This window comes from Nonomuraea sp. SYSU D8015, assembly GCF_008065375.1.
GTDB lineage: Bacteria > Actinomycetota > Actinomycetes > Streptosporangiales > Streptosporangiaceae > Nonomuraea.
The window spans coordinates 168,313-191,685 of sequence record NZ_VJYI01000014.1; the positions used below are offsets into that span (position 1 = coordinate 168,313).

At 71.2% G+C, this 23,373-nt stretch carries 27 protein-coding genes; 13 read left to right on the forward strand and 14 right to left on the reverse strand.

Going from position 1 to position 23,373, the window contains the following annotated elements:
* The 5 genes from ID574_RS41445 to ID574_RS41465 form a co-directional block, all read right to left on the reverse strand.
* Complete coding sequence (locus ID574_RS41445; RefSeq protein WP_188194497.1) at window positions 1–990, reverse strand: AAA family ATPase; 990 nt, start codon at window positions 988–990, stop codon at window positions 1–3.
* A 25-nt stretch (window positions 991–1,015) separates the two neighbouring features.
* On the reverse strand, window positions 1,016–1,804 hold the full coding sequence (locus ID574_RS41450) for a S1C family serine protease (protein ID WP_188194498.1): 789 nt from the start codon (window positions 1,802–1,804) through the stop codon (window positions 1,016–1,018).
* A gap of 112 nt (window positions 1,805–1,916) precedes the next feature.
* Window positions 1,917–2,828: a hypothetical protein gene (locus ID574_RS41455; protein ID WP_188194499.1), complete on the reverse strand. Its 912-nt coding sequence runs from the start codon at window positions 2,826–2,828 to the stop codon at window positions 1,917–1,919.
* A complete protein-coding gene (locus tag ID574_RS41460; protein ID WP_188194500.1) occupies window positions 2,825–3,358 on the reverse strand; it encodes an RNA polymerase sigma factor in 534 nt (177 codons plus the stop codon). Before ID574_RS41460 ends, ID574_RS41455 begins: the two co-directional genes overlap by 4 nt.
* An 89-nt stretch (window positions 3,359–3,447) precedes the next feature.
* Window positions 3,448–4,521, reverse strand: coding sequence for a thiolase C-terminal domain-containing protein (locus ID574_RS41465; RefSeq protein WP_188194501.1), 1,074 nt, complete (start codon window positions 4,519–4,521; stop codon window positions 3,448–3,450).
* A 280-nt stretch (window positions 4,522–4,801) separates the two neighbouring features.
* Here ID574_RS41465 and ID574_RS41470 point away from each other — a divergent pair, with 280 nt between their 5' ends.
* Entirely contained in the window at window positions 4,802–5,650 is an 849-nt protein-coding gene (locus ID574_RS41470) for a LysR family transcriptional regulator (protein ID WP_188194502.1), read from the forward strand.
* 15 nt (window positions 5,651–5,665) lie between these two features.
* The gene (locus ID574_RS41475; RefSeq protein ID WP_188194503.1) at window positions 5,666–6,283 is read left to right on the forward strand and encodes a MerR family transcriptional regulator; all 618 of its coding nucleotides are present in this window, start codon (window positions 5,666–5,668) and stop codon (window positions 6,281–6,283) included.
* Between the two features lie 60 nt (window positions 6,284–6,343).
* Here the strand turns inward: ID574_RS41475 and ID574_RS41480 are convergent, their stop codons facing one another.
* Window positions 6,344–7,231 carry a hypothetical protein gene (locus ID574_RS41480; protein ID WP_188194504.1) on the reverse strand — a complete coding sequence of 296 codons (888 nt, stop codon included), beginning with the start codon at window positions 7,229–7,231 and terminating at the stop codon, window positions 6,344–6,346.
* A 60-nt stretch (window positions 7,232–7,291) separates the two neighbouring features.
* On the opposite strand from ID574_RS41480, the gene ID574_RS41485 reads away from it, so the two are divergent.
* Complete coding sequence (locus ID574_RS41485) at window positions 7,292–7,702, forward strand: TIGR03668 family PPOX class F420-dependent oxidoreductase (protein ID WP_188194505.1); 411 nt, start codon at window positions 7,292–7,294, stop codon at window positions 7,700–7,702.
* A gap of 558 nt (window positions 7,703–8,260) precedes the next feature.
* Here the strand turns inward: ID574_RS41485 and ID574_RS41490 are convergent.
* Window positions 8,261–8,935: a ThuA domain-containing protein gene (locus ID574_RS41490; protein ID WP_188194506.1), complete on the reverse strand. Its 675-nt coding sequence runs from the start codon at window positions 8,933–8,935 to the stop codon at window positions 8,261–8,263.
* A 100-nt stretch (window positions 8,936–9,035) separates the two neighbouring features.
* Here ID574_RS41490 and ID574_RS41495 point away from each other — a divergent pair, with 100 nt between their 5' ends.
* Genes ID574_RS41495 through ID574_RS41505 form a run of 3 tightly spaced genes read left to right on the forward strand, consistent with a single transcriptional unit; the run spans window position 9,036 to window position 11,537 of the window.
* Complete coding sequence (locus tag ID574_RS41495; protein WP_188194507.1) at window positions 9,036–9,911, forward strand: NAD-dependent epimerase/dehydratase family protein; 876 nt, start codon at window positions 9,036–9,038, stop codon at window positions 9,909–9,911.
* Window positions 9,911–10,768 (forward strand): RNA polymerase sigma-70 factor, encoded by an 858-nt coding sequence (locus tag ID574_RS41500; protein ID WP_223167633.1) that lies wholly within the window; start codon window positions 9,911–9,913, stop codon window positions 10,766–10,768. The genes ID574_RS41495 and ID574_RS41500 overlap by 1 nt, the downstream gene beginning before the upstream one ends.
* A gap of 7 nt (window positions 10,769–10,775) precedes the next feature.
* Window positions 10,776–11,537: an SDR family oxidoreductase gene (locus ID574_RS41505; protein WP_188194509.1), complete on the forward strand. Its 762-nt coding sequence runs from the start codon at window positions 10,776–10,778 to the stop codon at window positions 11,535–11,537.
* Here ID574_RS41505 and ID574_RS41510 read toward each other — a convergent pair.
* Window positions 11,527–12,099 (reverse strand): TetR/AcrR family transcriptional regulator, encoded by a 573-nt coding sequence (locus ID574_RS41510; protein ID WP_223167616.1) that lies wholly within the window; start codon window positions 12,097–12,099, stop codon window positions 11,527–11,529. The two genes, ID574_RS41505 and ID574_RS41510, sit on opposite strands and share 11 nt — an antisense overlap.
* A gap of 82 nt (window positions 12,100–12,181) precedes the next feature.
* On the opposite strand from ID574_RS41510, the gene ID574_RS41515 reads away from it, so the two are divergent.
* The 4 genes from ID574_RS41515 (at window position 12,182) to ID574_RS41530 (ending at window position 18,204) form a co-directional block, all read left to right on the forward strand.
* Complete coding sequence (locus tag ID574_RS41515) at window positions 12,182–13,831, forward strand: NAD(P)/FAD-dependent oxidoreductase (RefSeq protein ID WP_188194511.1); 1,650 nt, start codon at window positions 12,182–12,184, stop codon at window positions 13,829–13,831.
* Window positions 13,828–15,267 (forward strand): ATP-binding protein, encoded by a 1,440-nt coding sequence (locus ID574_RS41520; protein ID WP_188194512.1) that lies wholly within the window; start codon window positions 13,828–13,830, stop codon window positions 15,265–15,267. Before ID574_RS41515 ends, ID574_RS41520 begins: the two co-directional genes overlap by 4 nt.
* A 219-nt stretch (window positions 15,268–15,486) precedes the next feature.
* Entirely contained in the window at window positions 15,487–17,052 is a 1,566-nt protein-coding gene (locus ID574_RS41525) for an AbgT family transporter (protein WP_188194513.1), read from the forward strand.
* 18 nt (window positions 17,053–17,070) lie between these two features.
* Complete coding sequence (locus tag ID574_RS41530) at window positions 17,071–18,204, forward strand: M20 family metallopeptidase (RefSeq protein ID WP_336245603.1); 1,134 nt, start codon at window positions 17,071–17,073, stop codon at window positions 18,202–18,204.
* 54 nt (window positions 18,205–18,258) lie between these two features.
* Here ID574_RS41530 and ID574_RS41535 read toward each other — a convergent pair whose 3' ends face one another.
* Window positions 18,259–18,474, reverse strand: a complete 216-nt coding sequence (locus ID574_RS41535) for a hypothetical protein (protein WP_188194514.1) — start codon at window positions 18,472–18,474, stop codon at window positions 18,259–18,261.
* Between ID574_RS41535 and ID574_RS61990 the strand changes: the two genes are divergently transcribed.
* Window positions 18,473–18,604: a hypothetical protein gene (locus ID574_RS61990; RefSeq protein WP_262496110.1), complete on the forward strand. Its 132-nt coding sequence runs from the start codon at window positions 18,473–18,475 to the stop codon at window positions 18,602–18,604. The genes ID574_RS41535 and ID574_RS61990 overlap by 2 nt on opposite strands.
* A gap of 78 nt (window positions 18,605–18,682) precedes the next feature.
* Here ID574_RS61990 and ID574_RS41540 read toward each other — a convergent pair whose 3' ends face one another.
* Complete coding sequence (locus ID574_RS41540) at window positions 18,683–19,813, reverse strand: ROK family transcriptional regulator (protein ID WP_262496111.1); 1,131 nt, start codon at window positions 19,811–19,813, stop codon at window positions 18,683–18,685.
* 74 nt (window positions 19,814–19,887) lie between these two features.
* Between ID574_RS41540 and ID574_RS41545 the strand changes: the two genes are divergently transcribed.
* Window positions 19,888–21,231 (forward strand): MFS transporter, encoded by a 1,344-nt coding sequence (locus tag ID574_RS41545; protein WP_188194516.1) that lies wholly within the window; start codon window positions 19,888–19,890, stop codon window positions 21,229–21,231.
* On the opposite strand, the gene ID574_RS41550 is transcribed toward ID574_RS41545, so the two are convergent.
* From ID574_RS41550 to ID574_RS41560, 4 genes are all read right to left on the reverse strand, one after another.
* Complete coding sequence (locus tag ID574_RS41550) at window positions 21,131–21,841, reverse strand: hypothetical protein (protein WP_188194517.1); 711 nt, start codon at window positions 21,839–21,841, stop codon at window positions 21,131–21,133. The two genes, ID574_RS41545 and ID574_RS41550, sit on opposite strands and share 101 nt — an antisense overlap.
* An 87-nt stretch (window positions 21,842–21,928) precedes the next feature.
* Window positions 21,929–22,009: a VOC family protein gene (locus ID574_RS63075; RefSeq protein WP_223167634.1), complete on the reverse strand. Its 81-nt coding sequence runs from the start codon at window positions 22,007–22,009 to the stop codon at window positions 21,929–21,931.
* Window positions 22,006–22,185, reverse strand: a complete 180-nt coding sequence (locus ID574_RS60650) for a VOC family protein (RefSeq protein WP_223167618.1) — start codon at window positions 22,183–22,185, stop codon at window positions 22,006–22,008. The genes ID574_RS63075 and ID574_RS60650 overlap by 4 nt, the downstream gene beginning before the upstream one ends.
* Before the next feature lie 72 nt (window positions 22,186–22,257).
* Complete coding sequence (locus ID574_RS41560) at window positions 22,258–22,665, reverse strand: RidA family protein (protein ID WP_188194518.1); 408 nt, start codon at window positions 22,663–22,665, stop codon at window positions 22,258–22,260.
* Between the two features lie 74 nt (window positions 22,666–22,739).
* Between ID574_RS41560 and ID574_RS41565 the strand changes: the two genes are divergently transcribed.
* Complete coding sequence (locus ID574_RS41565; RefSeq protein WP_188194519.1) at window positions 22,740–23,345, forward strand: TetR/AcrR family transcriptional regulator; 606 nt, start codon at window positions 22,740–22,742, stop codon at window positions 23,343–23,345.
* Window positions 23,346–23,373: the final 28 nt, after the last annotated feature.

Here is a 23,373-nt window from a genome sequence, read left to right on the forward strand (position 1 = left end):
TCAGCGGTTCTGCAGGACGACGTCGGGCGTCCGGACGGCGCCGAGCACCCTGGTGATGATCGTATCGGCGTCGACGTCGTCCGCGAGGGCCTCGTAGGACAGCACGAGGCGGTGGCGCATCACGTCGAGGGCGAGCTCGGACAGGTCGTGCGGCAGGACGTAGTCGCGGCCGCGCAGGAACGCCAGCGCCCGGGCGCCCGTGACGAGCGCGATGGACGCCCGCGGGCTCGCCCCGTACGTGACGTACCGTTCCAGCTCGCCGAGCCCGGCCGTCGCGGGGGAGCGCGTCACGGCGACCAGCCGTACCGCGTAGTCGACGATCGCCGGATCGACGTACACCTTCTGCGCGCGGGCCCGCATCGCGATCAGGTCCTCGGCCGTCACCATCGGCTGCGGCGGCTCCGGCGGAAGCAGCGCCCGGCCGACGATCGCCTGCTCTTCGGCCTGCGTCGGATAGTCGACGACCACCTTCATCATGAAACGGTCGACCTGCGCTTCCGGCAGCGGATAGGTGCCCTCCGACTCAATCGGGTTCTCCGTCGCCATGACCAGGAACGGCTCGGGCACCCGGAACGTCTCACGGCCGATCGTCACCTGATGCTCCTGCATCACCTCCAGCAGGGCGCTCTGCACCTTGGCGGGGGCGCGGTTGATCTCGTCGGCCAGCAGCAGGTTCGCGAACACCGGGCCGAGCTCGGTTTTGAACTCCCCGGAGTGCTGGTGGTAGACCCGCGTGCCCACGAGGTCGGCGGGCACCAGGTCGGGGGTGAACTGGACACGCTGGAAACTCCCGGCGATCGCGGCGGCCAGCGACCTCACCGCGAGCGTCTTGGCCAGGCCGGGCACGCCCTCGACGAGCAGGTGGCCGTCGGCGATCAGCGCGACGGCCATGCGCTCCAGCAGGACGTCCTGCCCGACGATCGTGCGTTTGACCTCGAACAGCACATGTTCGAGTGGATGAGCCGACTCGGGGGGCTTCGTCGAGGTCATGGTGTCCCTTCTCCTGACGCTTCGGTCAGATCTGTGGCCCGCCGCCCGGCGGGCCGTCGCCTTCGTCACCGCCGAGGGCCGCGCCGATCGGCACCGCGAACGCGATGCCGGCGAACGCCTCGTCGCCTCCTGGGTCGGCGATCGAGACGACGATCCCGATGACCAGGCCGCGAGCGTCGAGGAGGGGACCGCCGGAGCTGCCTGGGTTGACCGAGGCGTCGAACTGGATGAGCCCGCTCAGGTCGCCGTCTTCGGCGGTCCGGTTCAGGCCCGACACGACGCCGGTGGAGACGCTGTAGGTCAGGCCCAGCGGATTGCCGATCGCCACGACGGGCGCGCCCACGGCCGCGGCGCCGCCGAGTGTCGCCGGGACGACGATCTCCGGCAGCTCCGCGGGCTTGAGGGTCGCGACGTCGAGCTTGGGATTCGACGACGAGACGACGGCCTTCGCCTTGGTGCCGTCGGCGAACGTCACGGTGACGTCCTCAGTGCCTTTGACGACGTGGTGCGCCGTCAGAATCGTCCCGTCCTCGGCCGCGATCACCCCGGTTCCGAGCGACTTCCCGGCCTGGATGACGGCCACCGACGGCCCGACCCTCTTGAAGACCTCGGACACCGTGAGCGTCGCGCTGGGCGTCGGCGTCGCGCTCGGCCTGGGCGCGGCCCCTTCGCCGTTCCCACCGCTGCTGCCCAGCCAGTACGCCAGCACCGCAACGACGACCAGCGCGCCGGCCCCGGCGAGAAACCACCGAGCCCTCCCGGCCACTGCTCCCTGAGCCTCGGCCGCACCAGCCTCCTGCGGCACGCGCTCCATGTCCCTAATTTATAAAGTTCAGGTAAAAGTGCCATAAAGCCTACCTAAGAACTCCATGAGAAGCGGAGGTCCATACGTTCAGCGCATCTGCGTCGTCCGGCCGTGGGCCCGTTCACCCGACCGGCGGCCTTCCTGAGTGGATCGGGTTCTTCGGCAGGCGCTCCTTGGTGACCAGCAGGCGGACGACGCCGGCCTGTGAGGACTGCGCGTCCCAGACGATCCAGTCGTCGCCGACCTCGGCCGCCCGCGCCCCTTCCGGCTCCAGCGAGTAGCCTTCGCCCCCGGGGCTCGGGAGGACGATCTGGAAGACGGCCTTCAGGCCGCGTCGCTGCACCTCGGCGACGACCTCGCCCACGGTCTTCTCGTCCGCCCGGTAGCCCTCCAGCATCTCGCCCACGACCGTGGCCGGACGGAGGTTGCGGTACTTCTCCCCGGGCTTGGCCGAGCGACCCACCTGGATTCGGGCCCAGCCGGCCCAGTCGTGAGGCACCCTGACGGTCATCGCGCAACCGTCCTGGCCGAACGCGCAGCCCTCCGGCGCCGTCTCGGCCTCGATGGACCTGCCGTTGCCCGACAGCGGCCCGCTCAGGCTCATCCCGGCGATCTTGCCGACGCGGCTCGGGGAGGCGGGAATCACCTCCAGGTTCACGTTCAGGCCCACCGCCTTGAAGCCCTCGGTGTATTTGGCGTGGTCGGCGAACGGATCCTTGATGGTCGCGACGTACGTGTCGCCGCGCAGCTCGATGTCGATGGCCGCGCTGGCGTAGGACGTGGCGGGGCCCCGCTCGCCGAGGACGGTGGGCCCGACCACGGCCGCCGTCACCAGGCCCGCCACGGCCGCGGCGGCGAGGGCGAGCCGGCGCCTGGCGGGGCGGCGCCGGGCCACCCGGACGAACCACGGGGCGGGCTCCGCCGCGGGCTCCTCGGCGGTGATCGAGGCGAGGAGCGCCCGCGCCCCCGCGCCGGACGCCTGGCCGGCCAGGTCCTCGTCGTGGACCCGGGCGAGGTTCTTCAGCTCGTTCATGCGGACTCCATCACGAAGGTGCCGACGGAGACGCCGGCGGCGGCCAGCGCCTTGGAGAGACGTTTGCGCGCGCGGTGGAGCCGGATGCGCACGGCGTTGCGCGAGCAGCCGAGCACCGTGGCGAGCTGGCCGTGGTCCAGGCCCTCCCAGGCGACCAGCGAGATCAGCTCCCGGTCGGCCTCCGGCAGCTCGCGGAGCGCCCGGGCGATCACGCCAAGCTCGTCACCGCCGGCGGACGAGCGGGCGTACAGGTCGGCCAGGTCGGCGTCGAGCGCCACGTGCCGGGTGCGCCGCCGGTCCTGACCGCGCCGGTGGTTGGCCAGGACGTTCCTGGCCACCCCGTACAGCCACAACCGGGCCTCGTCGCCCGCCGGCATCGCGTCCATGCGGCGCCAGGCGATGGCGAACGTCTCGGCGACCACGTCGGCCGCGTCCTCGGGCGAGTCGCAGCGGCGCATCGCATAGCCGAGAATCCGTTCGTACGTCTGTGTGTAGACGGCCTCGAACCGGTCTCTCCGGTCGTCATCCACGGGCGGTCCCCATGGTCGGCCTCCTCGGGTGTCGGGGGTCAGGTCACCCCGTACATGTCGGAGGCCTCATCAGCATTTCAGGTGACTTGTCACCGCGTCAGCAGGGCGGCGCTGCCGTAGCTGCCGCCGAACCCGGTGACCAGCGCGACCTCGTGACGGCCCATGCGCAGCTCCCGTACGGCCTGGGCCACGTTGTTGAGGCCGTGTACGTAGCCCTCCGAGAGCAGCCCGCCGTGCGGGTTGACCCAGGCGTGGCGGCGCTCCAGCAGATACGCCCCCAGATCCCCGCGCTCCACCAGCCCGAAGTCCTCCAGTTGCCGGGGCACGAGCCACGAGTAGGCGTCGTACGGCAACGCCACGTCCACGTCGGCCGGCCGCACGCCGGAGGCCTCCCAGAGCATGGGCGCCACGTACGCGGAGAAGATCGCCGTCACGTCGGGCGAGCGGTCCATCGACGAGCAGCCGGGCCCTCCTCCGCGTACGACCGCCCGCACGCGCGGCCCGTCGAGCACGCCGCTGACCACGAGCGCGCACGCCCCGTCGGTCTCCTGGCAGCAGTCCACTGTGCGCAGCGGGGTGCAGACGTACGGCCTGGCGAGGTAGTCGGCGAGCTCCAGCGGCTCGCGGCGCAGGGCGCGGGGGTTGGTCTTGGCGTTGTCCCTGGACTGGGCGACGACGGCGTGCAGGTGCTCCTCGGTCAGCCCGGTGTCGTGCAGGTAGCGGGTGGCGGCCAGGGCGAACAGGGGGATGGGGCCGGCCAGCCCGTACGTGAAGCGTTCCTGCGGACCCGTGGAGACGGTGTTCATGCGCGTGCCCGAGCGGCCATTGAGCGCACGATATATCACGATATTTTGTGCCAATCCCGCGTGGATCAGCATCGCCGCGTCCCCCAGGATCGACGCCGCCTGCGTGCCGCCCCCGGCGATGTCGTTGTGCCACCCCAGACGCTCGATCCCCAGGGCGCGGGCCACCTGCACGACGGGCGCGGAGTCGTTCATGTGGTAGCTGAGCACCGCGTCCACCTCGCGCGGCCCTATCCCCGCGTCGGCGCACGCCGCCCGGCACGCCTCGACCGCCAGCTCCAGCTCCGTGCGCCCGGACCGCCTGGTGAGCTCCGTCATCCCGATCCCGGCCACGGCCGCCCGCCCGCCGAAGGGCTGCATGCCGCTCTCCCTCCTCCGATCGCCGCCACGGTAGCACACGGCCAAGCGCTTGCTAGGTGTCGTGGTTCCGGGCGGTCCCGATGGCGGCGTCTTCCCGTCCCAAAGCCGCGGGCCGGCCGACTGCCGGCGATCCCGGATGGCGCCCCCGACCAGCCCGTCGAGGCCGTCCGGCCGGACGGGCCGTCACCGTGATGACAGAGCGTCTTCACGGGAGCTGTCCCGTCTTGTAATACGGAGGTGCGATCTACCGATAGCTCATCATCTGACCCCGAGGTGAGCGATGGATCTACGCTACGTCCGGTACGCGATGGCGATCGCCCGGGCCGGCAGCCTCCGCCGGGCCGCGACAGCGCTCCACATCGCTCAGCCCACGCTGTCCGAGCAACTCAGAGCGCTGGAGAAGGAGATCGGGGTCGAACTGTTCAGCCGCTCGTCCAGCGGCGTGCAGCTCACCGAGGCCGGCGAGGCGTTCCTGGCCCAGGCCACGGTCGCGGTCGACGCCTTCGAGCGGGCCGTGGCAGCGGCCAGGAGCACGGACCGGAGCGCCCGCCTGGGCGTGGCCGACGGGCTGGCCGACGTGGTCGCCCGGCTTCTCTCGCAGAGCCAGGACCTGCGCCTGCGGGTGGTCCCCATGGGCACGGCCGAGCAGATCGTCTCCATCGTGGACGGCACCTTGCAGGCCGGGATCGGCTACGCGCCCGGCTCGCTGCCGAGGGGCGTGGCGAGGATGCTCGTCCATCGCTTCCCCGTGCGCGCACTGGTCCATCGCGATCACCATCTGGCGGCGTCCGAGGCGGTCTCGCTGTCGGACCTGGCCGCCGAGCCGCTGGTCATGCCGGAGTCCGACGCGGTGGCGGGCGCCCGCCGCTTCCTGGAGGGCTTCGTACGCCACCGCCTCCACCCGCGCCTCGGCCCGGCGGCGGCCACGCACGACCTGGCGATCGACCTTGTGGAGCGGGGCGCCGGCTATGCGCTCAGCGTCCACGAGGGCACCTCGGTGCCGGATAAGCTCACATTCATCCCGATAAAGGAGGACATTCCGCCTTTGGAGGTAGTGTTCCTCTGGAACCGCCAGGCCGACGTGCCCGGGTTGGTCAGCGCCGCCCGCCATGTCGCCCGCTCTGGATAGCGCTATTATCTAACGATGCGCGTTTCCGAACTCAGCGCCCGGTCCGGGGTGGCCATCCCGACGATCAAGTACTACCTGCGCGAGGGCCTGCTGCACCAGGGCGAGCAGATAGCCGCGACCCGGGCCGAGTACGACGAGACGCATCTGCGCAGACTCCGCCTGATCCGCGCCCTGCTCGAGGTGGGCAAGCTCCCGGTGGCCGCCATCAAGCAGGTCATCGCCGCCGTCGACGACGAGACCCTGCCCATGCACGAGATGCTCGGCACGGCTCACTACGCCCTCGGCCCCACCGTCGAGCCGGAGCCGGGCGAGGACTGGCAGGCCGCCCGCGCCGAGGTGGACCGCCTCATCGAGGACCTCGGCTGGGCCATCCATCCCGAGGCCCCGACCCGTGACGAGCTGGCCCAGACCCTGGTCAGGATGCGCCAGCTGGGCGTGCCGATCGACCTGCGGCCGTACGTGGAGGCGGCGCAGAGGCTGGTGTGCGAGGTCGAGATGAACAAGGTCCCCTTCAACGGGCCGCGCGACGCCGCCGTGGAGGCGCTGGTGCTGGGCTCGGTCCTGTACGGCAAGGCGTTCGACGCGCTGCGCCGCATGGCCCAGGAGTCGGAGTCGGCCCGCCGCCTGCGATGACCCCGTCCGGACGCCTGCTCTGATGACGCCGCTGGCGCGCAGCACCTGAACGGCGCCGGCTCAGATGACGCCGTTGGCACGCAGCACCTGGACGGCGTGGACGGTGATGGCGCCGCGCCAGTCGAGCGACCCGGCGGGCGAGATCCGCGCGTACTCCACGGTCCACCCGCCGTCGTCCCGCTGCCCTGCGGCCAGCCGCGTCAGCTCGGCTCCGACCACCTCGGGGGCGAAAAGGTCGCGGACGGGCCGGCCGGGATGCGGCGCGAAGTCCAGCGGCCGCAGCGCCTCGTCCTCGGTGCCGCCCTCGACGGGCACCCGGCCGTCCGCCGGGATGAAGGCGCCGAGCCGCTTGAGCAGGTCGGCGGCCCGGGGCTGGGTGTCGTACACGGAGTCGAGGAAGCGCACGGCGAACGACAGCACGTACGCGTGCGGCTGCTCCTCCAGCGCCTGGATCGCGTCGAGGCAGTAGCGCGTGGCCTTCGCCAGCCACGGATGCGCGGCGACCGCCGCGTCATGGGCGGCGACGCGGTGCGCGGCCGCCGCGGTCACGGCGGTGATCTGGAGGGACGAGACGTTCCGATCGGCGCCGCCCCACCAGGGCGCGGTGCCGTCCGTGATCGTGAGCGGCAGCGCGAACGGCAGCCCGCCGTCGGGCAGCGTGATGCCCTCCAGCCAGTCGCACAGCTCCACCGCGCGCTGGGAGGTGTGCGGGGCGACGTCCTCGAACACTTCGAAGGCGTGCAGCGCCGAACCCGGCTGGCTTTCGGGAGAGCGGAGGTCGGGCTCGAGGCCCCAGCCGTACCCTCCGTCCGGGTTGCGGTAGGCGTCGAGGGCCGCCAGCACGCAGGCCGGGTCGCCGTCGCCCATAAGGTGGTCGTAACGGCGGCGGTCGAGAACGCGGCCGTGGGTGGCCAGGAAACCGGGGATCAGGTCGAGGTTCACGTTCATGAGCCCATCGTGCCCAGGGCCCTGACATGCAGTCTTGTACGTTCCGGACACACTGGGAGCATGGATGACGACCTGGCGCGCGAGAGGTTCGGCGGCGAACGGGTGGCCCGGCTCGCCACGGTGAGCGGCGACGGCGCCCCGCACCTGGTGCCGGTCGTGTTCGCACTGACCGGCGACCGCGTGGTGACGGCGATCGACCACAAGCCCAAGACCACCGCCAACCTGCGCAGACTCCGGAACATCGCGGAAAACCCCGAGGTCAGCCTGCTGGTCGATCATTACGACGAGGACTGGTCGCGGTTGTGGTGGGTGCGCGCCGACGGGCCGGCCCGGGTGGTCGAGTCCGGAACGGACCGGGAGTCGGCGCTGGACGCGCTGGCGGCGAAATACCCTCACTACCGCGACCGCCGCCCCGCCGGCCCTGTGATCGTCGTCGACGTGACCCGCTGGACCGGCTGGTCCGCCACCTGAGGGAAATCAGCTCCTCGAGGGGATCCCCGATCTCCGGAGACGGCCGCAAGCAGCGGGCTACCCTGAGCCCAGGTCGTCCCCCCTCGAGGTGCTGGATCATGTCGAGAGAACCGGCCCTCGGCGAGAACCTGGCGCGCACTCGGGCGTGAGGCCCGCGCGCTCCTGCGGTCTGTTCCGGCCCCTCCCCCGAGCCGGTCTGCCCTCAGGAGGAGGCGGAGGGGGTCACGGCAGCCGAACGGGCCGACGATCCGCTGCTGGGCGCGTGGCACGTCTTCAACGAGTGCTGGCTTGTCCTCCGGGTAGGGGCGGCTCGACGACGCGCAACGTGCTGCCCTTGCGACCGCACAGGCCATCGAACCGCGCTTCTCGACGAGCGATCCCGCGAGTTCGCGACCTGGACCCGACCCGTCCGCCGAGCGGTGAATGCCCACTCGTATGACTGGCACCCCCGACGTCCCGCCGACAAGCGGAAGGCGGGGGCACGGGCATGACGGCCGGGGCGGTCGAAAAGGTAGAGGGGACAAGCGGTCAAACCGTGACGCCCCGGTGCGTCATCTGTCATTCCCTGATCGTGACCGGCCGCTTCAGGAGCCAGAGCGCGGCCCGCTGGAGCATCGTCCGATGGACCTCGTTGTCGTACGACCTGGTGTCGTGGCCGAGCGCGTCGTAGAAGACCCGGCCCCGGCGCACCGGCCGTGCCCAGACGAGCGGCTGGCCGTTCGAGGACGCCAGCGGCTCGACGTCCGGCAGGATGTGGAGGTCGCTGTAGACCTCGTCCACCACGTCGAAGTCCCGCAGCCCGTCCACCACCGGGTGCCTGCCGTGGATCCGCACGCCCGTCCAGCCGAGCGGCGGGTGGTGGGACTTGGGCCAGGTCCAGCAGCCGCCCAGGACGCGCGGCCAGCCCTGCCAGTCGTCGAAGCAGATCGACGCCGAGTGCATGCACAGCAGCCCGCCGCCCCGGTCGAGGTGGTCGAGGAGCGTCGTACGGGCCTCGGCCGGTAAGGCGAAGCGCCATTCGGGGCGCAGATCGGCGAAGCGGTCCTGGGTCATCTGCCAGCGCAGCGCGTTGACGGTGATGAGCTGGACCTCCGACGGCTCGCTGAGCGCGCCCGCGATGTCCTCGGTGATCTCGGACTCGACCCCCACCTCGGCGAGCGCCTCCGCGAGCGCGGCCGATGTGGCGGCGAAGTCGTGGAAAAGGCCTCCTGACAGGATCAGATTTCTCGCCACTTGCCCAGCTCATCATGGTTGTCGCGGCATTTCTACCCATGAGCTGTCACATCTGGCCCTGTTGTCCCGTCCTGTCGACGTAACGGAACAGGGAGGGATCATGAAGGTTCTGGTCGCGGGAGCCACGGGAGTGATCGGCCGGCAGCTCGTGCCGCTGCTGAAGGCGGTGGGGCATGAGGCGGTCACACTGTCCAGGTCGCCAGGGGCCGATCTGGTCGTGGACGCGCTCGATCGGGAGGCGACCGCGCGGGCGGTGCGGAAGACCGCACCGGATGTGGTGGTGAACCTGCTCACGGCCATCCCGAAGGCCATCGATCCGCGGAAGATCGGCGAGCAGTTCGCGTTGACGAACCGGCTGCGGACCGAGGGCACGCGCAACCTCATCGAGGCGGCCCCGGGCGCCAGGTTCATCGCACAGGGGCTGGCGTACGCCTACGCGCCGGCGCCGGGGCTGGCCGACGAGGACGCGCCGCTGTGGCATGACGCGCCGAAGGCGTACGCGCCCGTGGTGGCGGCGCTCGCGGAGCTGGAACGCCGGACCGTCGCGGCCGGCGGGCTGGTGCTGCGGTTCGGGCACCTCACGGGGCCCGGGTCGGTGTACGACAAGGACGGCTCGACCACCGAGGCCGTCAGGGCGGGCAAGCTGCCGATCGTGGGCGACGGCGGGTCGGTGATGTCGTTCACCCACGCGCACGACGCCGCCACCGCCGTGGTGGCCGCGCTGGACCGGGACGTCACCGGGGCGCTCAACGTCGTGGACGACACGCCGGTCAAGTTCGGCGAATGGCTGCCGCAGTACGCGGCCAGGCTCGGCGCGCCGAAGCCGAAGCGGGTGCCGGCGTTCCTGGCCAGGATGGCGGTGGGCCCCTTCGGGGTGGCGTACATGACCCGGCTGCGGGGCGCCGACAACTGCCGCGCGCGGCTGCGGCTCAACTGGCGGCCTCGGCACGCCTCGTTCTTCGGTGACGCGGGATGATGCCTGCCGTGGACTTCGAGGACTATCGCCCGATGCTGCTCGGGCTCGCCTACCGTCTGCTCGGCAGCATGTGGGACGCGGAGGACGTCGTGCAGGAGGCCTGGCTGCGCTGGCAGGGCACCGACCGGGGCCAGATCAGGGAGCCGCGGGCCTTCCTGGTGACGGTGGTCTCGCGGCTGGCGCTCGACCAGCTCCGCTCGGCCCGGGTGAAGCGCGAGGCGTACACCGGGCCGTGGCTGCCGGAGCCGGTGACGACGGCGGAGGCGGGGCCGCTGGACACGGCCGAGCTGCGCGACACCGTCTCGTACGCGACGCTCCACATGATGGAGAAGCTGTCGCCGCCGGAGCGGGCGGTGTTCGTGCTGCGGGAGGCGTTCGAGCTGCCCTACGACCAGATCGCCGAGATCGTCGGCTCCTCGGTGGCCAACGCCCGGCAGATGCACCGCCGCGCCTCCGTGCGGCTGGCCGAGGGGCGCGACCGGTTCCAGCCGTCCGCCGAGGACCACGCGAAGCTGCTGGCGAAGTTCATGGAGGCGGCCGCGGGCGGGGACCTGGGCGCGCTCACCGACCTGTTCCACGAGGACGTCGTGGCCTGGAACGACGGCGGCGGCAAGGTCCGGGCGGCGCTGCGGCCGATCGTCGGCCGGCACAAGGTCCTGGCGTTCCTGGAGGGGCTCCTGTCGCGCTACGACTTCACGGAGGCGCGGGTGGTCGACGTCAACGGCGGGCCGGCGGTCTGGACGCGGGTCGGCGACGGAAACCAGCTCGTCGTGGTCGACATCCGCGACGGACTCGTCAGGGGGATCTACACGGTGCTCAACCCGGACAAGCTGGAGCGGGTGCGGCCGCCGCTATAGTCCCCTCATGGATCTCGGCATCTCGGGCAAGGTCGCCCTGGTCACCGGAGGCAGCGCGGGCATCGGACTGGCCGCGGCCAAGAGCCTGGCGCGGGAGGGCTGCGACGTGTGCCTCGTCGCCCGCAATCCGGAGCGGCTCGCGGACGCGGTGGTGGAGCTGCAGGAGTTCGGCAAGGTCGTGCACGCGGTGCTGGCCGACGTGGAGGACCCGAACGCGGCGCGGCGCGTCGTCGAGGAGACGCGCGGCGTGCTCGGCCCGGTCGACATCCTGGTGGCCAACGCGGGCGGCCCGCCGGCCGGGCGCTTCGACGAGGCGAGCCTGGGCGACTGGGAGGTCGCGATCCAGCGCAACCTGCTCGGCACCGTGCGCCTGATCCACGCGGTCCTGCCCGAGATGCGCTCGCGCGGCTGGGGCCGGATCGTCACGATCACCAGCAGGTCGGCCCGCGAGGCGCTGGACGGCCTGGCCCTGTCCAACGCCACCCGCTCGGCCGTGGCCGGCGTCGTCCGCACGCTGGCCAGGGAGGTCGCGGCCGACGGCGTGCTGGTCAACAACGTGATGCCGGGCCCCATCGACACCGAGCGCCTGCGCGAGCTGGCCGGCAGCGAGGAGATGCTGGCCAAGCGGGGCAAGGCGGTGCCGGTCGGCCGCATCGGACGCCCGGAGGAGGTGGGCGACGTGGTGGCGTTCCTGGCCAGCGAGCGGGCGTCGTTCGTGAACGGGATCTCGATGCTGGTGGACGGCGGGGAGAGCCGCGTCATCGCCTGAGGAGGGTGCCGACGATCGCGGCCGCCCACGCCCTGGTGTCGTCGGAAGGCTCGGCGAAGAAGGACAGGTTGGCCCGGTGGAAGCAGGCGCCCATCAGCATCGCGGCGGCGGCGTCCGCGTCCAGGCCCGCGTCGATCCGGCCGGCGCGCTGCTCCTCCGCGAGGATCTCGGCCAGCACCCGGATCGGGGTGTGCGGGCCCGTGCCGATCTCGGCGAGCATGCGCCTGAAGCCGGCCATGAGCGAGGGGTCGGCCAGCACGCCCGAGGCGATGCCCGCCACCCTGGTGTAGAACTCGACGGCCGTGACCGTGAAGTCGGTGAGGCCGGCCGCAACGTCGCCGTGCCCCACGTTCTTCCGCAGCCGGACCAGCGCGGGGCCGAGCGCGGGCAGCCGCTCCAGCAGCACGGCGAGCAGGAGCGCCTCCTTGCCGGGGAAGTGTTTGTACAGCAGGGCCTCGGAGCAGCCGGCCTGACGGGCGATCCGCTTCGTCGTCGCGCCCACCAGGCCGAACTCTTGAAGGGCCTGCTCAGCGGCGTCGATGATGCGATCACGGGTGCCCATCCGCTCATGATATGAGCGGATGCTCGCTGCCCTCCCGCGCATGACATGCTTCCAATAGAGACCACTGGGAGAAGGTAGGGGCATGGACAAGCCGGTCATCGTGACGGTGGACGACGACCCGGGCGTCTCGCGGGCGGTCGCCCGTGACCTGCGACGCCGCTATGGCCAGGAATACCGGATTGTTCGCGCCGAGACGGCCAGGGACGGCATCGAGGCGGTCAGGGAGATGCGGCTGCGCGGCGACGACGTGGCGGCCATCCTGGCCGACTACCGCATGCCGCAGATGAACGGGGTGCAGTTCCTCGAGGCCGCCATGGACATGTATCCGTACGCGCGGCGCGTGCTGCTGACCGCCTACGCCGACACGGAGGCGGCGATCCAGGCGATCAACGTGGTGGATCTCGACCACTATCTGCTGAAGCCGTGGGATCCGCCGGAGGAGAAGTTCTATCCCGTGATCGACGGGCAGCTGGACGCGTGGCTGCGGACCGAGCGGATCGAGCGGTCGGAGCTGCGGGTGGTGGGCGACCGGTGGTCGGCGCAGTCGTACAAGATCCGCGACTTCCTGGCCCGCAACCACGTGCCGTACCGGTGGATGCTGTCGGAAGACCCGGACGGCGCGCAGCTGGTGAAGGCGGCGGGTGACGACTGCCACCTGCCGCTGGTGGTGACCGCCGACGGCACCACGCTGGAGTCGCCCGACCAGGCCACGCTGGCCACGGCGGTGGGCCTGTCGACGACCCCGGCCACCGACTTCTACGACCTGATCGTGGTCGGCGGCGGCCCGGCCGGGCTCGGCGCGGCCGTCTACGGCGCCTCGGAAGGGCTCAAGACGGTGCTGGTCGAGGCGTACTCGTCGGGCGGCCAGGCGGGCCAGAGCTCCAGGATCGAGAACTACCTCGGCTTCCCCGACGGCGTCTCCGGGCAGCAGCTGGCCGACCGGGCCCGCAGGCAGGCACTGAAGTTCGGGGCCGAGCTGCTGACGGCGCGCAAGGTGACCATGCTGGAGCCGCGCGGGCAGGCGCGCGTGGTCGGGTTCAAGGACGGCGGGGAGATCGCGGCGCACGCCGTGATCCTGGCCACCGGCGTCACCTACCGCCGCCTGCAGGCGCCGGGCCTGGACGAGTTCGTCGGCCGGGGCGTCTTCTACGGCGCCGCCCTGACCGAGGCGCCCGCGTGCAAGGACACCGAGGTCCACATCGTCGGCGCGGCCAACTCGGCGGGGCAGGCGGCGGTTTACCTGTCGGGATTCGCGAGCAAGGTCCACTTGTTGGTGAGGGGTGATGGTTTGGAGAAGTCCATGTCTCACTACCTCATCGAGCAGATCGCCGCGCTCCCCAACGTCGAGGTGCACCTCCAGACGGAGGTCGTCGGCGGTGGCGGCACCGATCACCTGGAGTCGCTGACGCTGTCGACCAAGGGCGAGGAGCGCACGGTCGACGCGCAGTGGCTGTTCGTGTTCATCGGGGCCGAGCCGTACACCTCCTGGCTGGGCGAGACGATCGAACGGGACGCGAAGGGGTTCGTCCTGACGGGCCCCGACCTGGTCCAGGGCGGTCGGCGGCCGCGTAACTGGCCGCTGCGGCGGGAGCCGTACTACCTGGAGACCAACGTGCCCGGGGTGATGGCCGCGGGCGACGTGCGCGCGGAATCGATCAAGAGGGTGGCCTCCGCCGTCGGGGAGGGCGCGATGGCCGTCGCGCTCGTGCACCGTTACCTGGAGAAGCAATGACCGACATCGAGACCGGCATCGACATCGACGAGCTGCGCAAACTCTTCCTGTTCGAGCGGCTGACCGACGAGCAGCTCACCAAGCTGGCCGCCAGCGGCCGGGTGCGGACGTTCGCGACGGGCGAGGACATCGTCTGCCAGGGCGAGCCGGCCGAGTGCTTCGCGGTGCTGATCGAGGGCGAGGTGCAGATGATCAGCCAGACGGTGAGCGCCGGCACCGTCGCGATGCCCCGCACCTCCCAGCCCGGCGTGTACGGCGGCGCCACCTCGGCCTACCTCGGCGACCGCGCGCCGCAGACCTACCAGCACACCCTGCGCGCGACCGCGCCGTCGCGGATCTTCCTGCTGCCGGCGAAGAAGTTCGCCTACATCGTGGCCGAGTGGTTCCCGATGGCGATGCACCTGCTCGACGGCCTGCTGTCGGGCGGCCGCATGCAGCGGGAGATCATCGACCGGCGCCAGCGGCTGACCGCGCTCGGCACGATCACCGCGGGGCTCACGCACGAGCTGAACAACCCGGCCGCGGCGGCCGTACGGGCGGTGGGCGAGCTGCGGTCGCTGATCAAGACCTCCCGCCTCCAGCTCGCCCAGCTGGCCGAGGACGGCATCCCGCCGGAGAAGCTGCGCACGATGATCGAGGCTCAGGAGGCGTGCACCAGCAAGCTGGGCACGCTGCCACAGCGCTCGCCGCTGGAGATCTCCGACGCCGAGGACGAGCTGGGCGAGGCGCTGGACGAGCTGGGCGTGGAGGACGCGTGGGACCTGGCTCCCGCGCTGGTCAACGCCGGGTTCTCGGGCCAGGACCTGGAGAAGATCCGCACCAAGGTGGGCGAGGAGCACGCCCCGGCGGCGCTGCGCTGGCTGGCCGAGGCCATCGAGATCTCGCAGATGCTCAACGAGGTGACCGAGGCGACCGAGCGCATCACCACGCTCATCCGCTCCGCCAAGCAGTACTCCCAGATGGACCGCGCCCCGTTCCAGCAGGTCGACGTGCACGACCTGCTCGACAGCACGGTCACGATCTTCCGCGGCAAGATCCCGCCGGGCATCAGCGTGGTCACCGACTACGACCGCACGCTGCCGCCCATCCCCTGCTACGCGGGCGAGCTCAACCAGGTGTGGACGAACCTCATCCACAACGCCCTGGACGCCATGGGCGAGACGGGCACCCTGACGATCCGCACGGCGCACGACGAGGACGAGGCGATCGTCGAGATCGGCGACACCGGGCCCGGCGTGCCGGAGGCGATCAAGGAGCGGATCTTCGAGCCGTTCTTCACCACCAAGAGCGTGGGCGAGGGCACGGGGCTCGGCCTCGACATCTCCTACCGGATCGTGGCCGGCCGGCACGGTGGCGAGATCAAGGTCCGGTCGGTGCCCGGCGACACCTGGTTCGAGGTCCGCCTCCCGCTCCGCGAGCCCACTCCGGCCCCCTGAGGCCGGGCGTACGGTGCCGACGCGCCCCGGCCGTCTCCAGGGACGGGCCGGGGGCGACGTGCGCCCAGCAGGCGAGCCTGGTGAGCCGGCCTGCGATCGTCACATCGAGCAGCCTGTTCGAGAGCCCGCTGACCAGCCAGTTTGTGCAGCTTGTCCGGCTTTGTCGGATGACGCCGACTTGTCAGGAGGCTTGGCAACCGCATGTAATGGGTGACCGTAATGCGGAAAGGAGGCGGGCCGGTGACGACGACCCCGTCCGCTACGGGCTCACGTGCTCTGAACACTCTGCTCCGGCTGCTGGGCGGGATCGAGCGTCTCGGCAACAAACTCCCTCATCCGTTCTGGCTCTTCGTCCTCCTGAGCGCGTTGCTCGCCCTGCTGAGCTGGGGCTTAGCCGCGGCCGGGGTGTCGGCGGTCAATCCGGCGACGGGCAAGACCGTCGTGGTGAAGAACCTGCTGTCCGCCGAGGGCGTGCGGACGATGGTCGGCGACGCGATCGAGAACTACACGTCGTTCCCGCCGCTCGGCACGATCCTGGTCGTCATGCTGGGCGTCGCGGTGGCCGAGCGGTCCGGGCTGCTGGCCGCCGTGCTGCGCTCGGGGGTCGCGAAGGTGTCGCCGAAGTGGGTGACGTTCGCTCTGGCGTTCACCGGCATGGTGGCGCATGTGGCCTCCGACGCCGCGTACGTCGTGCTCATCCCGCTCGGCGCGCTGGCCTTCCGTGCGGTGGGGCGCAGCCCGATCCTCGGCATCGTGGTGGCGTTCGTGTCGATCTCGGCCGGCTACGACGCCAGCCCGCTGATCACCCCCACCGACGCCATCCTGTCGGGGCTGACCACGGCCGCCGCGCACACCGTCGACCCGGCCTACGTGGTGACGCCGCTGGCCAACTACTTCTTCTCCATCGCCTCGTCCCTGGTGCTGGCCGCGGCCATCACGCTGGTGACCGAACGGGTGCTGGCGCGGCGGGTCGAGTCGATGCCCGTCGATCCGGACGCCGACGAGTCCGATTTCGGGCCGCTGGCGCTCGACGCCAAGGAGCGCCGCGGCCTGCGGGCGGCGCTGATCGCGCTCGCGGCGCTCGTGCTCGCGCTGGTGGCGGCGGTGCTGCCGGCGGGGTCGCCGCTGCGCGGCGAGGACGGCAGCCTCGTGCAGTCGCCGCTGCTCACCTCGATCGCGGTCTTCCTCGGGCTGGCGTTCCTGGTCGTCGGCTGGGCGTACGGGCGGGTCGCCGGCACGGTCACCAGCAGCGGGGACATTCCCGGCTTCATGGCCCATGGGCTGCGCGAGATGGCGCCGATCCTCGTGCTGTTCTTCGCGATCTCGCAGTTCCTGGCCTTTTTCAGGTGGACGGGCATCGGCGAGATCATGGCGATCAACGGGGCCGGGCTGCTCAAGTCGGCCGGGGTGAGCGGGCCCATCGTGTTCCTCGGCATCCTGCTCGTGGTCACCTTGATCAACCTGGTCGTGACCAGCGGCTCGGCCCAGTGGGCGCTGGTGGGGCCGGTGTTCGTGCCCATGCTGATGCTGCTGAACATCCCGCCCGAGTACACCCAGGCCCTCTACCGCATCGCCGACTCCTGCACCAACGCCATCACGCCGATGAGCCCGTACTTCGTGATGGCGCTGGGCTTCCTGCAGCGCTACCGCCGCGAAGCGGGGATCGGCACGCTCGCCTCGATGACCATCCCCATCGCGTTCACCCTGCTCGTCGTCTGGACGCTGCTGTTCTTCGCGTTCTGGTGGCTCGGCATCCCGCTCGGCCCTGGAGCCCCCGTTCCCTAGTCCCGTGGAAGGATTCTCGTGTTGATCACCGACTGGACCCGGCAGGCCCTCCCGGCCATGCTCGCCGACCTCAAGGCCGTCGTGGAGCTGGAGACCCACAGCTACGACAAGGCCATGCTGGTCAAGGGGCTGCGCGCGATCCGCGGCCGGGCCGTCGAGCTGCTCGGCACGCCGGACGAGGAGGTCCTGCATGACTGCGGCCAGTACGGTGACGCCCTGGAGCTGACCTACCGGGGCACGGCGCCGGGGATCGTGCTCATGCTGAGCCACTACGACACGGTGTGGCCGACGGGGACGCTGGCGGGATGGCCGTTCGCGGTGGTGGAGGGCAAGGCGACGGGACCCGGTGTGTTCGACATGAAGGCGGGGCTGGTGCAGTCGATCTGGGCGCTGCGCGGGCTGCGGGAGCTGGGGTTGCCGCATCCGAGCGTGCGGTTCCTGTTCAACGGGGACGAGGAGATCGGCAGCCCGGCCTCGCGCGAGCACATCGAGGCGGCCAGCTCCGACGCGCTGGCCAGCCTGGTGTTCGAGGCGTCGATGGACGGGGCGCTGAAGACGGCGCGCAAGGGGGTGGGGCTGTTCAACGTGCGGGTGACCGGGGTGGAGGCGCACGCGGGGCTGGATCCGTACGCGGGCGCCAACGCCATCCACGCGCTCGCCGAGATCGTCACCACCCTGGTGGGGGCCGCGTCCCGGGAGCGCGGCACCACCGTGAACGTCGGGCTGATCAGCGGCGGCACCGGGCGCAACGTGGCGGCCGGGCACGCCAGCTGCGGCGTCGACGTACGCGTCACCGATCCGGCGGAGATGGGACGCATCGACGACGTCTTCGCCGACCTGCGGGCCGCGGATCCGCGTGTCACGATCTCGGTCACCGGCGAGTGGAACCGGCCCCCGATGACGCCGAACCTGCCCTCGCAGCGGTTGTTCAAGGAGGCGCAGGAGGTGGCCGCCGGGTTCGGCTGGCTGCTGGACGAGGCGGCGGTGGGAGGCGCCAGCGACGGGAACTTCATCTCGGCGCTGGGGCGGGCGGTGCTGGACGGCATGGGGGCGGTGGGCGACGGGGCCCACGCCCGTCACGAGCACGTCCTGGTCGACCACATCCCGGAGCGCACGGCGCTGACGATCGGCCTGGTGACGGCGCTCGCGTAGGAGCCGATCCCGGACGTGGCACCGGACGGGTCATCGTTGTCAGCCGATGGGTCTTCAGCCGTTGCCGGATGCGACGGACGGCCGGCCCGGTCCGTCACCGTCCGGCGTTCGCACGGCGGGAAATCTTTTCACGAGGAGCAGTATCCCCAGGGCGATCTCGAAGAGGCCGCCGGGGATCGACGGGACCAGGCCGGCGCTGTAACCGAGGATCTCGGCGATCGTGCCGGCCAGGAGGACGGCGTATCCGGCCGACCGTTTCCCGCGCCTCATGGAGGTGGCGACGGAGCACATCCTCCGGCCCGGCTACGACTTCGCGAACGAGTTCGACTACGGGCTCAACCTGATCCTCGACGCCCTCGCCCGATCCCTCCCCGGCGACGGCGGCCACCCGAGCCCCTGATCACCACGCCCGTCTCAGCCCTTCGCGCCGGTGTGGGAGGAGTGCCGCAGAGAACCGGCACGCGGGTCGAGCGGCCGGTCAGCCGAAGACGCGGTCGCGGGTCAGGTCGAGGGCCGTCAGGACGGCACCCTGGAGGACCGCGTTGCCCTCGACCGTGCTCGCACGGATCTCCGTCGGCGCCGGCGCCCCCGCCCGCAGACGCTCGGACACCAGTGCGGCAAGCTCGTCCCCGCCCTCATGCCCGATCTTGCCGCCGAGCACCACCAGCCCCGGATCAAGCAGCGCAACGAAGGCGAAGGCCCCCTTGGCGACCCGCTCGGCCAGTTCCTCCCGCCCCAGCTCGCGGGCGACCCGGGCCTCCACCTGCTCGCAGTACGGCACACCGCCCACCTCGAGGAACCCGACCTCCCCCGCGCCACCGGACGCCCCCCGGCGCAGCCGTCCGCCGAGCACGACGGCCGCCCCCACCCCGTCGTCCAGCCAGAGCAGCACGAAGTCCTCGCTTCCTCGCGCCGCCCCCGTACGTAGCTCGGCGATGGCCGCGAGGTTCACCTCGTTCTCCAGGACGACGGGCACATCGAGTCGCTGACGTACGGCCCCCACCACACCGCGCCGCCACCCCGGCACGTCCCCGTTCTCCGACACCAGATCGCCGGCGCGCGGATCCACGAGCCCAGGTGCGCCGATCACGACCGTGTCCAGGACCCGCCCCCCGGCCGCTTCCCGGACCACGTCCGCGATCAGCTCGTCCAGCGCGCCGCCGCCCTCCCCCGGAGCACCTGATGCGCCGGCGACCTGCCCGCCCGCGGTCCCGTCAGGCTGCCCCCCGTTCGCATTCCCGTCGTTCGCATTCCCGTCGTTCGCGGACCCGGTAACCCGTCCCGTCGCCGAGCCGACGACCTGCCCCGTGATGTCGGCGACCGTCACATTGACGGCATCACGCCGCACATCGACGCCCGCCACGTGGGCCCGATCCGCCACCAGGCCGTACAACCGCGCGTTCGGCCCTCTCCGATCCTCCCCGCACTCCCCCATGACCTCGATGAGCCCGCCTCCCCGCAACCGCTCGATCAGGTCGGACACAGTGGGCCTGGACAGCCCCGTCAGCGCGCGAAGCTGGGGCGCGGTGAGAGGTCCGCGTTCGAGCAGCAGGTCGAGGGCCAGCCGGTCGTTGATGGCGCGGGCCATGGCGGGAGTCGCGGTCTTCACGACTCTCATAATAATCAGGGAGCCTGCCTAAAACCTCTTTTCATCAGGAAGCCTGCCTGTTAATTTTCTGAGGCATGAGCCCTCATCGTGCCATCGCGGCCGTCTTCGCCGCGCACGGCGCCGTGGCCGGCAGCCTGTCCACGCGCATCCCCTGGATCCAGGGCCATCTCGACCTCACGCCGGGCACGCTCGGCCTGGGGCTGCTGTTCCCGTCGATCGGCGCCTTCATCGGCATGCCCTTAGCCAGCCGCCTCGCGTACCGCTTCGGCAGCCGCACCGCCACCCGCGCCCTGATCGCCCTGTGGTGCGCCGGCCTGGCCCTGCCCGCGCTCGCGCCGTCACCGGCCGGGCTGTTCGCGGTGTTCCTGCTCTTCGGCAGCGCGGCCGGCATGTCCGACGTGGTCATGAACGCCCACGCGGTCGAGGTCGAACGCCGCCTCGGCCGGCCGATCATGTCCGGCCTGCACGGCATGTGGTCCGTCGGCAGCCTGGCGGCAGCCGCCCTCGGCGCCCTGGCCGCCCAGTCCGGCCTCGACGCACGCATCCACCTGGGAGCGGTCTCGGTCACCCTCGTGGCCGCGAGCGCGGTGGCCGGCCGGAGCCTGCTCCCCGACGGCACAATGACCGGGGAGGAGCCGCAGGCCGGAGGCGTGCCCGCCGACGCACCCCCGCCCCGGCGTTTCGCATTGCCCACGCGCGCCATCCTGACCATCGGCCTGGTGGGCTTCTGCGCGACGTTCGCCGAGGGCGCCAGTTCCAACTGGGCCGCCTACCTCACCAAGGTCGCCGACGCCGGTCCCGGCCTGGCCGCCGCCGGATACACCGTCTTCATGCTCTGCATGGCCGGCATGCGTCTGGTGGGCGATCGGGCCGTCCGGTGGTTCGGCCCCGTGGCGGCCGTCAGGACGGGCGGGATCGTGGCGGCCGTCGGCGGCGTCATCGTGGTCACGTCCCGCACCCCGGCCCCGGCCATCGCCGGATTCGCCCTGGTCGGGCTGGGCATTGCGGTGACAGTGCCGCTCGTGTTCGCGGCGGCCGGCAGGGCCGGGGCCACTCCGGGCGAGGGTGTGGCGGGCGTGGCCACGATCACATACCTGTCGGGCCTGATCGCCCCGGCCGTGACGGGATGGGTCGCGGGCGCCCTCAACTACCCCACGGCATTCGCACTGATCACCGCCGTGGTCGTCCTCCTGCCACTCCTCGCTCCCGCCCTCCGCCCCTCCCCGGACACATCCGTGCACCCGGCACGCATCCATGGGAGACATGAGGAAGCTGACAGTGCACTCGGCGGATGCGACAAGCCTTCGGCAGGTCCGCTCACCAGCTCAGCACCTTCGGCCGCCCGGCCCGAGCCGGCAGCCGCTCACGCAGCACCCGCACGCCCAGCGGGACCAGGGCCACGCAGAGCAGGCCGGTGACCAGCACATCCGGGATCGAGGCGCCCTTCAGCACGCCCATCCAGGTGCCTCCCGCCAGCAGGAGCATCACGGCACGGGCGGTACCGAACAGGCCCGAGCGCCAAGCGGCGATGGCCAGCAGGAGAGAGCCCGCGTACTGGCCGACCGAGGCCCATACCGGTACTCGCCATGGTCCGTAGGAGATGTCCACGTACTCCTTCATGATCGCGTTCGTCGCCTGGTCCAGCCCGAGGATCTCCGTGAGCTGGAAGGCGGTCTGGTCGGCGCCGGCGAAGTACAGGCGGGCGAAGAGCCCGGCGACCAGCAGGGTGGCGCCCCAGAAGGCGAGGCCGCCGCCCACGTGCTGAGCCAGGGTGACGAACGCGGGGAAGAGCAGCATCGCCCCCAGTGCGAAGACCGCGTAGGAGAGGGTGAGCAGGGCGGGCTCTGAGGTGTAGGCGAGAAGCTGGCCGTAGGCGGCGAACGGCTTCGTCTCGGCCCACGCCTGCTGCTGAGGGGTGAGGGCGATGATCGTGGTCAGGTAACGCAGCAGGTATCCGGCGCACAGCACGACCGGCCCCACGACGAGCGACACGCCGCCGATCCACCGTCCGGGGAAGGATGTGTTCACGGGGCGAGCCTGGCGAAGGTGACCCGGGTGGATCATCCATCGATCGTCAACCAGTACACCTGACGAAAGTCAGGTCAGGACTGTCCCTCAGTGCAGGCAGAACTCGTTGCCCTCCGGGTCGCGCATGACGTACGTCATCGGCCCGCGATCGCTGTGCGTCTCGATCAGTTGCGCACCGAGCGTTCGACCTCGGCCGCCTTCCGGTCGGCGTCGACATGGATGTCAAGATGCACCCGGTTCTTCGCGACCTTGCCCTCGGGGAGCCGAACACCTGCACCCAGAACGCGGCCTGAGCGTGCGGGTCGACGCAGTCGAATGTCACCTGTGTTCTCATCGGCCACCATCTTGCCAAAGCCATGCCTTCGTGGCCGCCGACAGGCGAGATAGGCGGGACAGCGCGTCCGAGGCGGCGCTGATCAGTCGAGAACGGCGGTGGCTTCGACCTCGACCAGAAGATCAGGCTCGCCCAGTGCCGCGACGCCCAGCAGCGTGATCGGTTTGACCGGGTCGATCCCCAGCTTCGCGGCCGCCCGGGCGACCCCCTCGCCCAGCAGCGGCATCTTGTCGGGCGTCCAGTCGACGACGTAGATGGTCAGCTTGGCAACGTCAGCGAAGGAGCCGCCGATCTCGGCCAGGGCGGTGGCGACATTGAGGTATGCCTGCTCGACTTGAGCCGCCAGGTCTCCCTCCCCGACCCGCCGGCCCTCGGCATCGCGGGCGACCTGGCCCGCCAGGAACACCAGTCTCGTCCCGGTGGCGATCGACAACTGACGGTAGACCTCGGGTTTCGGCAGTCCGTCGGGGTTGATCAACGTCACGGCCATGTCCGCTCCTTGGCATCAGCGCAGGCTAGTTCGGCAACGCCTCAAACCATAGCAGTGTTATGTATTGTTGTGCCGTGGTGAGGACGAAGGACCCGGCGATCCGCTCTCTGCTGATCGACCGGGCCGCGCAGATGCTCGCCGCTCGCGAGCCGGTCACCCTCCGCTCACTGGTCGCGGGCACCGGCGTCTCGACGATGGCGGTCTACACCTACTTCGGCGGCATGGACCGGCTGTGGAAAGCGATGCGGCAGGAAGGCTTCACGCGCCTGGCCGCCCGGCTCGACGCCGTGTCGCCGTCCGCGGATCCGGTGCGGGACCTGGCCGCACTCGGCGCCGCCTACCTGTCCAACGCCCTGGCCGGCCCCGACCTCTACCGGGTCATGTTCGACGCCGGGTTCGAGCTCGAGGACGCCGCAGCCGCCGACGAGACCTTGCACTGCCTGGTCCGGGCCGTCGAACGGGCTCAGGCCGCCGGCCGCTTCCGCGACGACCTCGACCCGCTGGAGCTGGCCACGCAGAGCTGGACCATCGGTCACGGCCTCGCATCACTGGTCGCCACCGGGCCCCTGCCCCGGCAAGCGCTCGCTCACGGCGTGCCCCTGCTGACGGCTCTGTTCACGAGCGCAGGCGACGACCCCGGCCAATGCCGCCGGTCGGTCGAGAGCGGCTGGCGCCTCTGATATCCGATCTCCGCCGGGAGTTGCATGG